This is a genomic window from Lacrimispora amygdalina, from assembly GCF_003432035.1.
Classification (GTDB): domain Bacteria; phylum Bacillota; class Clostridia; order Lachnospirales; family Lachnospiraceae; genus Lacrimispora; species Lacrimispora amygdalina.
In genome coordinates this window covers 1-12,301 of sequence record NZ_QOHO01000121.1, presented here as the reverse complement: position 1 = coordinate 12,301, position 12,301 = coordinate 1, and the positions used below count along the sequence as shown (strand labels likewise).

At 38.0% G+C, this 12,301-nt stretch carries 10 protein-coding genes; all 10 read right to left on the bottom strand.

Annotated features, from left to right (window positions below; translation table 11 throughout):
• Positions 1–310 precede the first annotated feature (310 nt).
• The gene (locus DS742_RS27525) at positions 311–1,087 is read right to left on the bottom strand and encodes a hypothetical protein (protein WP_117420102.1); all 777 of its coding nucleotides are present in this window, start codon (positions 1,085–1,087) and stop codon (positions 311–313) included.
• 71 nt (positions 1,088–1,158) lie between these two features.
• The gene (locus DS742_RS27520; protein WP_117420101.1) at positions 1,159–3,777 is read right to left on the bottom strand and encodes an acetate and sugar kinases/Hsc70/actin family protein; all 2,619 of its coding nucleotides are present in this window, start codon (positions 3,775–3,777) and stop codon (positions 1,159–1,161) included.
• 152 nt (positions 3,778–3,929) lie between these two features.
• Complete coding sequence (locus DS742_RS27515; RefSeq protein WP_170313621.1) at positions 3,930–4,397, bottom strand: DUF5071 domain-containing protein; 468 nt, start codon at positions 4,395–4,397, stop codon at positions 3,930–3,932.
• Entirely contained in the window at positions 4,384–9,366 is a 4,983-nt protein-coding gene (locus DS742_RS27510) for a DUF6531 domain-containing protein (RefSeq protein WP_117420099.1), read from the bottom strand. Before DS742_RS27510 ends, DS742_RS27515 begins: the two co-directional genes overlap by 14 nt.
• Complete coding sequence (locus DS742_RS27505) at positions 9,356–9,937, bottom strand: hypothetical protein (protein WP_117420098.1); 582 nt, start codon at positions 9,935–9,937, stop codon at positions 9,356–9,358. Before DS742_RS27505 ends, DS742_RS27510 begins: the two co-directional genes overlap by 11 nt.
• A gap of 44 nt (positions 9,938–9,981) precedes the next feature.
• Entirely contained in the window at positions 9,982–10,515 is a 534-nt protein-coding gene (locus tag DS742_RS27500) for a hypothetical protein (protein WP_117420097.1), read from the bottom strand.
• Between the two features lie 51 nt (positions 10,516–10,566).
• Entirely contained in the window at positions 10,567–10,929 is a 363-nt protein-coding gene (locus tag DS742_RS27495; protein ID WP_117420096.1) for a hypothetical protein, read from the bottom strand.
• Complete coding sequence (locus DS742_RS27490) at positions 10,917–11,084, bottom strand: tetratricopeptide repeat protein (protein ID WP_117420095.1); 168 nt, start codon at positions 11,082–11,084, stop codon at positions 10,917–10,919. Before DS742_RS27490 ends, DS742_RS27495 begins: the two co-directional genes overlap by 13 nt.
• Entirely contained in the window at positions 11,081–11,206 is a 126-nt protein-coding gene (locus DS742_RS29850; RefSeq protein ID WP_278336114.1) for a hypothetical protein, read from the bottom strand. The genes DS742_RS27490 and DS742_RS29850 overlap by 4 nt, the downstream gene beginning before the upstream one ends.
• Positions 11,207–11,498: 292 nt before the next feature.
• Positions 11,499–12,301, bottom strand: an 803-nt coding sequence (locus tag DS742_RS29120; protein WP_170313620.1) for a tetratricopeptide repeat protein, incomplete at its 5' end; no start/stop codon positions are given.

Here is a 12,301-nt window from a genome sequence, read left to right as displayed (position 1 = left end):
ATAATAATTTTTCTAAAAACCCCCCTAATACAATTGATAAAAACTTGTTGTATTAGGGGGGTTTTTAGAGTGATTTATTATACCTTCATTTGATAATATTTTATATTATCATCCATAATATTTAAAAACTTCTTCTAAAAAATTATGTAATAATAATGTTTTATAAAATTCTTCATCTGTTTCAGTATTAGTATATTATCTAAAACATTTTCACTATAATAATTAAATTTTAACCTTCATATTTTATCAGTGCTACCAACATAAACTTACTGCCTCATCATATCCCACTTTTATTTATTAACCTTAATGCTCAATCAACAAGTATTCTGTGCCTTTCTTTTCTACTACTTGTACTCTTTTCCCCTCCCTTTTGAATTTCTTCAATTATGCCACACATGGATCGGTAAATGAATTGATTATTAACTTCTGTATCCAGTGGCGTTCCACTTCGATTACTGATATAAGAAGCTATTACATAAATCGGAACTGCCCCGGGCTTGGTCAGGCACAGATAGGCAAATGAGCGGTCTTCTGACTGACTGTTTTCACTTTCCAAAACATTTCTTGCAAAGTATTTTACAATGGCAGGAGAAAGCGTTTTTCCTCCCAGTCCTCCCCACTCTGAATGAATGAGGCTGACCGTATCATATTCCGTTTCCATATCTCCAAAATCCCTGTATTGATCCCTGAGTCGTGCGCCGCTTCGTAAATGAAAGCGGCAGAGTTCGAATTCATTTTCTTCCTTCTTTTCATCTGTTGACAGGTAATATTCCATTTTGTAAGCAATATAATCCTGGGAAGTCCTGTCGACTTCCACTTTCATTCTTAAATACTGCAGCTGCTCTTTAGGTGTATAAGGAACCCGCTCCTCCTCTGTCTGAAGACAGACAAAGTTTCCGTATTTAAAGATCCCGGGACCAATTACCAAATCATTTTCCCTGACCTTTATCTCATACCCCCTCAGAATTCCCTGGTCATATTCCTGATATTCCAGTTGAATATGGGCAAAGGAATAATCTCTTAAAGACCATAGCAGTTCTTTCTTCAATATTCGGTTTCGTTCAAATAACGGGTATAAATTCTGCATCTGCTTGTTCCTCCCTGATCTTTTATCTGCTTTCCGATTCTTCTGTATGCATTGTTTTTTGATTCAGCTTATCATTTTAGTCCATCAAAAAAGCTTTGAACCCAACCGTCATTTTCAAAAGAAAAATTCTCCTCATTCCCGAGATACAGCTTTTTCTCCTTCCGGTAAACCGGCACCACAGTAAAGGCTCCTTCCATAGGACTGGCCCATACAAAGAACTTTACTTCCTGTTCAATGATATCATCTGTATCCGCCTGCAAAATGTGTTCTCCATACAGCTCACGGATCTCTTCATATTCTCTCTCTTTAAAATCCTGGAGGTTACTGTAAGATGTATATTGATACCGTTCCTTTCCTGATAAATCCTTTAAATAAAGCTTCAGGGTTAAATCTTCCATATTCCTGGATATCATTCCACTGGGACTGTTGCGCTTTAACGGGTGGATTAATACCACCTCATCTCCATTGTGAGTAACAGCGGTGATCTGATAAGGCAGTGCAGGCTCTTCTGTGCGGATTGTCACATCTGCAAATCCGTATTTCTTGTCCTTTAAATATTGCAGCGCTCCATCCACACATGCCATCTTAAGTTCAAAATCCCTGGTCATATCCCCGCTTCTGCGCTTAAACCGAATGGCCTTTCCAGGAACAAACTCCTTTAAGGCATCACGGAAGATTTCAATCTTGCAGGACTGACCAGTCAGCCTGATGATGGAATAATCCTCCAGTACATCTTCCTCATACATTCCCTCTACGAATTTACGGATAACGCCGTAAATATCTGCCTTTAATAGCATTTCAATCTCATAGATGCTGAAATAAACAGCTGGAAATTCTTTGATTGTCTCTAGTCCTGATGGCATTTTGCAGGACATCTTCCACTTGTCTGCAGCGATCCAGCAGGTGGCACTCTCACACACTTCCTGAGAAGACAGGGCAACCCGGAGAATTCCGACATGATTATAAAATTCCTTTTTTACCACCTCTGCCAGATGATATAAAAAGTAGAAATTATTTTTTACCTTGTAATAATCTGCACGGCTCCGGTTTTCATATTCCCTGAAACGGGTGGGCAGAAATTCCTCCGCTTTATTGTACTCCTGCTCTAATTCCCGGTATAATTCTGCCGGCCCACTTTGGTCCACACAGCGGAACACATCAACATCGTACCCCGCCAGAATCTGTTCTTTCGTAAGCAGGGCACCGGGAAACAGCTGATTTACAATTGAAATTTTTAAAAGCTGCATAATCCGGAAGGTTAAGTTATTTCCTCCAAAGTCCGTATCTCCATTTTCATAGGAAGTGTCAATTTCAATCCGGTAGGATACACGATTGTCCCAAATGCGAAAACGGCAGGAACAAAGATCTGTGGTTCCACCTCCGCAGTCAATAATGAGTGCCTTGTATTGTTCTCCTTCTTTTGCGGTTCCTCTCTGTATCATACCGGATATCGTACTGTATAAAACAGAAACACCTTCATCAATCATGTCTCCTTTTTCAACTGCATACTCGGAAAGAATTTCGGAGAACAGCCTCTGAAACTGAGCTTTTTGCTTTACCGGGCAGGAGATGTGGACACTCTTAATGTCACATTTAAACCGGTTTTTTACTGCCTTTAAAACAAACTCAAAATATTCACGGAGAATTTCCTTTCTGGAAATAAATCCACGCCTTCCCTGGCGATCCGTTATTTCTTCCAGCTTTTCATAGTCTCCAACCCAGCGTTTCATATCATAAAACACGCAAAATCCCTCATCAATATAGCTGGAATCGGCCAGACGGATTGCATCATAACCGAACAAGAATGCAGGTTTTCCGGATTCAACCGCCTGAACCCCTGTCACACTTGGAAACAGAGTCGTCTCTTCCCAGTCTGATGAGGTGTCGTAGAACAGTGCATAGTTGACTGCGTTGACTTTCAGCCCTTTTTCTCCTTCATGGAGACCAGCCTTCTCAAAGTAGAGACTATCTAAATAAACGCCTGCAGTGGTATTGGAAGTTCCAAAATCCATGGCGACTGGCATGGATAAGGGAACCGGCTTTCTGATCTCAAAATCCAGAAGAGACATCCGGTAAACGTTAAGATTCTCCGGTATATAATCATATTTTCCATTATAGATCTGATATAGGAGTTCTGACTCTTTTCGTCCCACGCAATACAAGTTGTAATTTTTTATGCTGGACTCCCGACAGGAAATTTCAGCCGCCTTTGTCAGATATAAACAGTCCGTACGAGATCCCATAGGCACAATATTTAAAACTGCACATAAGGTCATGTCGCCTCCTACCACAAAGGCATTGGTTCCTGCCAGCCGTTCTTCATAGGGTATGGTCAGTCCGTCGTAATATCCAATAGCCAGACCTTCATATGCTACGATTTTGGAACCACACTGAAGGTTCATATCCTGCTGTTCCTGAAGTTTGCTTCCTTTCAGCACATTTTCTATGGACTGAAACCCAGCCTCATCCGGACTATCTATCAGGAAATATTCTTCCGCTCCTTTAAAGCGGAGAATTACCCGGATGAGTTCTTCCTTATCCATGGGATTAATAATACCATGAAGGATCTTTTCCTTCCTGCATATTTCGCGCAGCTGAAAAGTCGTCATTAATTCTAAATCGTTTTTGTGGTACCGTTTGTCGGTGACCTTTTCTTCCTGACGCTTTAATACATACCCATACTTGTCCATTTCATTTCCCTTTATCTTTCGTTAGATATCCCCTGAATAAAATAGTTAATAAATTTTTCTTTTCACGAAAACTCCACGGTCCGTTCATCATTTCCTGTGGAAAATACATTCGAACCAATTAACTTGCTTATATAAACCTGTAAAATTTCTTCTTAAAAATCCCCATGCTGGAACAATCCGAAGGTTTTCTCATCTTTAAAATCCGAAGCTTGTATATCCATATCTTGTGCAACCATATATATACCAGAAATCCACATGCCATCTTCTTGTAAATACGCCTGATGCAAACATTCTTCCATAAAAGAAATTATGTCTTTTTTATCAAAAGAAATTATGACAGAAACAGATTCCTGGAACACTGGCCAATTAATATCTTTAAGAAACTCAAATAAGTACGGTAAACCTCTTAACTTCTGGGGATATTCCATTTTTTTGATAATAAGTACTATATTATTCCAACAGAACTTGGTTGAAAATTTAGTTAAAGTAAAGTAATTTGATAAATCAATGTTTTCTTCCGAAAAATATTTTGCTAATTCGGTTAATCTGTCCAAACTCAAATTTGTATAAAGGTAAATATTGTATTCTTCCATTTTTAATAATTCATCAATTCGTTCCATCGCATGCTCCTCCATTATTTTTTACTGATATACCTGATAATATTGTGGTCAAATAGTATGGATTTTCTAATGCTGTTGTTCTACTGTTTATCCACAATGGCATTTCCAAAGGATTAGTGGGTTTTATAGAAACGTGGTTTGGTCCGTCTATTATGGCAGTCAATACGCGGGTACTATTTACAGCTTCAATTGTTGTCATTGTATATTTAACACTAGCGGGTGGTCTTGTCAAAGAATATGATAGCCCAGATATGTCCACCTCTCGGGGAGTAAGGTTTGTAGCATTGCCACTTCCATATCTATAAATAACCACTCCAGAATTATTTTTTACCGTATCAGTAACTGCAACACTTTCCTCCTTTGTTTTTTCTTTGGAATTTACCCATTCATAAACAGCCACACCTCCCGCTGCAATCAATGTCGCTCCTGCAATCACCGCTGCAGCCACATCCATTGGCCCTGGAACCGGACTATCTGATAATGCTGTAGCTCCTGCAATACCCATTCCAGTTCTCAAAACTTCTGCCGCAGTCTCTCCGTTGGGATCAACATATACCAATGGACTAGAGTAAGTATACGAATATAAATTAAATGTATTTGGCGCATTTTTATATCCTTTAAAGATGTCCTCCCCGGCAAATCTCCCAATTCCCGGCATATATTCTCTTGCCTGCGCAAAATATGTATTTGCTATGCTATCGCTTTGATACCCTGTATACCCAAACGGCTGGGTCTCTCCCTGGGTTTTATACAAATCCTGTCCAAACTCATCATACCCATATATAGTCTGCTGTTTACTCTGAACCCCAGTCAAACGAACCGTGCTTCCAAGCTCATCCTGCAATAAAATATGTGTATGTTCTCTTTCTGTCATAAATACAACATTGTTATCCCATGTATAAGTTTGAGACTCCTTGCTATCTCCTGTTATCTCTGTCTTTTCCAGTAAATTATGATAATTTCTTGTCAGATCCAAAATGTAATCCGTTTCTCTCTCCGGATGATCCATCAACAACATTTCCGGTTGAGGACCAAGACCAGATTTTAAATCAGAAGTAGCAAATTCCTGTCTCCCAATCCGGTTCCCCAACCCGTCATACTGATACCGGGCAGCCTGACCTTTGTTATTAAAAGCTTCCGCTAATCGATTCGTCTCATCATAGGTATACCGGTTAACCTCTTCCCGTCCATAAAGAACAGCCGTTAAGTTTCCTCTTCCATCATACTGATAAGATGGTTCCGGAAAAATCCCTTCCTCACGAATCAGCTGGTTTGCCTCATTGTAATGATAGCGGATGTTATTAGTGCTCCCCTGCTTTCTGATCCGATTCCCAAAAGCATCATATTCGTATTGGCTTATACACTCCCGATCCTTTATCACTCCTGTAAGCCTGTTCATAGAATCATAATGATACTGATAAAAACCGCTCTCTTCATGAAGTTTACTGCTTATTTCCCGTGAAGTTTCATCCGGTGATGAGACATTAGCCTGCCGCATCTTCTTTATGGAAATTTTATTTCCCATAAGGTCGTAATCGTATTCATATTGATCCAATATCTTGCCAGCCTGCTGATGAACCAGCCTGCTTAACTGTCCCATAGGATTATAACCGTAACTTGTGGTAATTCCTTCGGAAAAAATCTTTTTCACTATATAGCCATTTTCATCATATGAATAATGAATTTCTCTTTCCCCATCTGCCAGTCTGCTTAAGCGGAGCAGATCATCATATTCATAAGATACAGTTTTTCCATTTGGATACTTCAGAGCTTTCCTCTCTCCTGATTTTCCCCACTGATAAGAAACTTCACGTCCTTTAAAATCAATGATTTTCTTTGCTCTTCCAACTTCATCCGGCTCAATCCTGATAGTTCCCAGCCAGTCCTTTATTTCTATCAACTGTCTTAAGGGATTGTATGTAAATGCAACACTGCGCCCATCGGCATATGTGATCTGTTCCATTTCACCCTGCGGATTGTAAGTATAATGGGTTTCGTACCCTTCCCCGTCTTTTTTCGAGGACATTTTTCCCGCCAGATCATAAGTAAAATGCTCCTTAAGACCAAGGGGATTGGTGATTGTCTCAATCTTCCCAAGCAGATTACGTTCATATTGAGTCACGTGGACCTGACTTTTATCAGAAGTGCTTTTACCCTGGAAATTCTGGTTTCCATTTAGCAGGATGCTCTTTCCCTCATGCTGACAAATGGTAATTAATTCTCCCATACCATCATAAGCATATTCCGTCCGGTTTCCTGCTGCATCAATCACTGAGGTCAGCTTCCCGCCAGGAGAGTATTCATAATGGGTAACATGCCCCAGGGGATCCGTCATGGAAGTCACTTTTCCTGCGGCATTGTATGTAAAGCTCTTTTCCTGTCCAAAGCTACTTCTAACCTTTATCGGCTGGTTCAAGCTGTCATAGGTAATTTCAAGGAAATCCCCTTTATGATTCTGGCGCCGTATCAGATTGCCATTTTTATCATACATATAGGCTTCCGATGTTCCATCTGGATAAATAACTCTGGACAAATCCCCGCCCTTGGCATATTCATAAACAGTCTTTCGCTTCTCAGGATCTATCATACAAATACATTTTCCCAACCCATTATACTCATAGCAGGTCTTATTCCCCAGAACATCTGTCTCGCTGATCAGCTGTCCTGCTTCGTCATAAACATAGGTGTGGGATTTTCCCATGGCATTTGTAATTCCAATTAAGTGCCCTTCCATATCATACTCATACACGGTTGCTGCACCAGAAGGATCTGTTATTTTCGTGATCCTGTTCCGTTCATCATACTCCATTACCGTACGGTTCCCGTTGGGATCTGTTACCGCAGTACGATTCCCGTTGGGATCATATTCATAGTGAATGATTCCTCCTGTGGGTAACGCGACCTGTTCCATGCGGTTCAAACTATCATAAGTGTAGGTCAGTTCTCCCCCATTTGGCAAAATCCGGCGGGTTACATTCTGCAGCTGGTCATATTCCATGGTGAATTTCTCCCCGTCAGGTCCAGTGTAAAGATCCACCATGTTCATGCAATTATAACTCTGACTGATAACGGCACCATTAAAATCTATGATTTTTTCCACTTTTCCATTTTGGGTGTATTCATAAATACGCCGTTTTCCCTGGGCATTGGTCACACAAGATATTCGGTCACAATTGTCATATGAAAAGCTGATGCAATTCCTGTTTCCGTCTATTGTGCGTATCACCCGGTTACAGTCATCATACTCATAATTTATCTCTCTACCAGACTCATCGGTATAACCAATAATGTTTTCCCTGTTATCGTATTCTAAGAAAACAGCACTGCCATCTGGAAGTTTTACCTTTAAAACATTTCCCTTGCTATCATATTCAAACTCCCTTTTCCGATTTAATGCATCAGAAGTTTTTATTAGATTTCCCTTTGTATCATAAACATTCTTTAACTTCTCGACACCATTTACGGACCATGTGAGAAGGCGGTTATTGGCATCATAGGTCATGTTGCTTTGGGATCCATCTGGATAAATGACCTTCGACACATTTCCTTTATCATCGTAGGAATATCTGGTATGGTTTCTATTCTTATCTGTATAACGGATCATCTGATTCCGTTCATTATATGTAAATTCCTCCTCTCCATCTTCATAAACCGTTTTAACATTGCGGAATCGCTCGTCATGAATGTAAGCAACTCTATTGTTGTTCTGATCTGTAACAAGGGTACGACTGAGTTCTTCCTGATAATCATAATGAATTTCCCCTCCGTCGGCAAAATGCTGACATACGGTTCGCCCCTGGTCATCATAATTATTTTCCAGAACAAATACTCCTCTTGGATTCTGAATCCGATAAAGCATTTTCTCATCATCATAATAGTAACAGTAACTTTCTCCTCCGGCATTGGTCACGCGACACAGCCGTCCCAATTCATAACTGAGCACAACATTGCGGCCTGTATGATCTGATACGGAAATCAGATGGCCTGATATACTGTCGTATTTGTAATTGAGCATAGCGCCAGAACCGTTTAAAACACATTCCAGCTTCCCATTTCGTCCATAAGTAAAGAATAGTCCTTTACCGTTGGCATCTGTTCTTGAAAGGAGATGTCCCTGTTGGTTAAATATATATACAATTCCTTCCTGTGTTTTATAGGAAAAACCTTTATCATTTTTTTCAAGGCGGCATATACAGCCGAATAGTGCATCAATTCCACCATCTTCCAGCCTCATATAAATCTCTTCCCGACCATCTTCCCAAATAATAGTATAACGATCGTTTTCAGTGATTATCTCAATCTCGTAATTATGCCGCCACCCTCGCCCCATACAGCCTTCTCTATTATCAATCCGGTTATATGTGCGTTTAAACATTAATGGTACTAATGCTTTTATCTCAATATCATCTTTTTCATAAATAAAATTACCTGTATTAGCATTTACAGGATCCCCAGTCAATGCACAAACAGCGGATTGTACCCCTTTCATGAAGTTATCCAGGGTTGCATTCTGCATAAGATCTTTTAACACCTGATTCCAATTTGAAAATCCAGGACCTGCTTTTTCTAACATTTGACCCATTATGAGCATAATTAATTTTTTTAACTCTTCTTCACTTAAATTTCCACCTTTTGCATAGGCACCGTTCATGACCTTCATAAGAGAAAGAATGTATTCGGCGGTGTACTGACCTGTGTTCTGATTCTGAGTTACCATAACCGTCCCGGCAGCGCTAACTGCCCCCATTGCAGCCATTAGTTCCTGCGAAATACGTCCGCTCCCGGAACAGGTGGGTATTGCGCCAAGAGCTGCAGGAATCATTGCAGAAAGATCTGTCGGTGTTGCAACCTCTCCCAAAGTAAGGTTCGGCCATTTTTCTCCTTTGGATTTTATTTCTGTCTTTTTTCCCACTATGTTTATTTCCTGATTTACGGTAAAGCTATTTCCAAATATATTCTTAGCTGACATGAATGTTTCCCCCTTCGTATATTAAAATAGATTTTATTTCTCCCATATAATCTCCAAATAAAAAATGAAATGGTTCTTTTTTTTCCAACTCCATAAAAGCCGGATTCTCATTCAGATAACAAAATATTTTCATCAGATACACTTCCATTACTTTTTTATATTCCTTTGCCAGTAGACGAAGTCCATGATTGATTTCATATTCTTTAACCCTTACAAAGTTTCTTTTAAGCTCATATGACAATACAGCTTTTTCTTCCAGCATGGTTCCGTACAAAAAAGATGCAAACCATTCGAACTCTTCGAAACTATCATCAAAATACATTTTCTCATTCATAAGACGAACCTGATACTGATAAATACCGGTCAACGAACTGCTATGCAAATAAAATACTGACAGGTAAGCTGGTCTCCAGGTATCTGTTTTTTGCCTTTCAACAGCCGCCCATAAAAAAGCTTCTATTTCTTTTGGTATGCAGTCAGTTAATTGCTGCTCCATAATCATCACTTTTTTCCTCACCAGATTGTAAAAAAATGGTCTTAAATACTTTTCTATTGACTCCAGGCGTGTCATTTAATTACCTTTTCTTTCTTAAATTTGAGAATTCACTTATCTTATCAGTACACAATCCAATCTATAAGAATAGCTAGTACATCATTTAATAGAACCAGCCCAATAATTTCACATACAACTACAGCAGTTCCCCGAAATACCAATGTTTTATCGGAAGAAGTCAGCCAGGTAATCAGGCTTACTTTTCCCTTTCGGTTATTTTTAATTCTATTTTTAATGTTTCTATAAAGAAGTCTGTCACCAAAACGACCCAATATAATAAATTTTATTAACCAAAAAAATAACCAAATCCATAAATAGTTTAGAATTGCGCCCTTCATAGAACCCGTATGATACAGCCCCCATATTATCAGAACAAGCTTTAGAATAAGTCCTATAAAACATATGATCAACCAATCAAAAAACATAAACTGGTATGCCATCCACAAATGCTGGAAAAAAGCAGCTGAAAAATTAAATCTGTTCTTCCCTTCTTCTATCTGTTCAAACCGCCCAAGATATTCTTCCAGATTACCAGACAACTGATAACTTAATTCCTGTACATCTGCACTGGATACTTCCTGATTCTTTTTTTCCATTGCTGCCTCCCTTTAATCTGATCAATGCAAAAAGAAAAATAAGCCTGTCAATCACTGGTTCCACCGATTTTCTAAATCCTTCTTTGCTTTTTGGATTTGTTTGTTGAACCAGATATCATAACTTTCATTTCCATCATTTTGACGTTCATACTCTTCCCTCAATTCACGTTCTATATCTTGATTCAAATCATTCCACCCCTCAAGTCCCCAAAGATAGTACGTTTTTGCAAACGACTCTATAATTAAAGACTTATTCTCTGAGTATACACATGTCTTGGCAATGTTATAGTAAGATACTGCCGCCAGATTATGATAAGGTGAGCATAACAGATCATAATGATCCCGTACCTGCCATGCCTCTAAAAGTGTTATATTTTTATTTGCATATTTCAGTGCCTTTTCTATAAAATGCAAGCCTTATCTTCCTCTGACTGAGCAAGAGAAAGAGCTTCCTGAAAACAGTCATATGCTTTTTGAAAATTTCTTAAGCGCAAATATCCTACTCCTATATTGTTATTTACCTTTGCGTCCTGATTCGTTTTTTCAAGAGTATCTATTGCTCTTTTCAAGGAATCTCCATTTCCACTCCTTCCATGGTATCATCATACATCCTTGCCAAAGATTTATATAGATAAGCATCTACATCTACATACTGATATGTTTTTAAATTTAATTTTTTCGCCATATTCATATAATACACACATCTTGACATATTATTATCATAATAACAGGCATACGCTAACATCTTATAATTAAAAATTTCTACAAATTGATTGGAACCTAACATACTCTTTTCTTTTTTAATTAGTTTTTTTATGTTTGTTAAGGCTCTAATATAATCTTCAGTTTCATATGGCTAATAGCAAATATTTTAAATACCGCATGATGCTCCTTATCCTTTTAAATAAGGGTTGCTGACTTGTGGTTTTGTATTAACCATACACTGTTCTTTAATGAGGCTTAGAATAATCGGATCCTATTCTTCAATATTTTTTTAATTCTTTTTCTGCCTTATCTATTTGTTCTTGAAACCACTTATCAAATGCTTCTTCAGAGCCACCAGCTCTTTTATATATCGTTTCTAAATTTTCTTTGATTTTTATATTTAGATCTACCCACCCCTCTTGATTCCATAACCAATAAGCATTTGAATAAAAGTCTATAGCCTTATCTGATTCTGCTGGATTATTATATGCATCTCCCAGGTTATAATAAGCGATAGGTACCCACATGTTATCTAGTGAACACCTATCTAAGATTAACTGATAATCCGCTATTGCTTTATCTATCTCATCATTTTCAAAATATATATTACCTCTCTCAATATAAGCACGCATTAAATCATAATAATTCTTACTCTGATACTCTTCTAGAATATTTATACACATATTTTGCTTATCCAAAGATTTTTCTGCATCACTGTACTTAAAATAAAAAGAATACGTACTATATAAAATTGAATCCACAAATTTATATTTATACAAATCTTTGTTTATCTTCAAAGCTTTATTTATATAATAATCGCATTTTTTCATATTATCAGCTGCATAACAAGCTGTTGCTAATGTTTTATAATTAAATATTCCAATAAACTGGTTAGAACCTAAAAGCACTTTTTCTTCTTTCACTAATTTCTTTGCATCAATTATTGTTTTTTCAACTTCTTCTTTTTCATTTAATTCATCTGCAAGAAGATTTGATTTTATGACTAATTTTATAATCGGATTATTTACTTGCTTTACAGACGCTTCAATAAGATTACTTGATACTTCTGCTTTATTTTCTA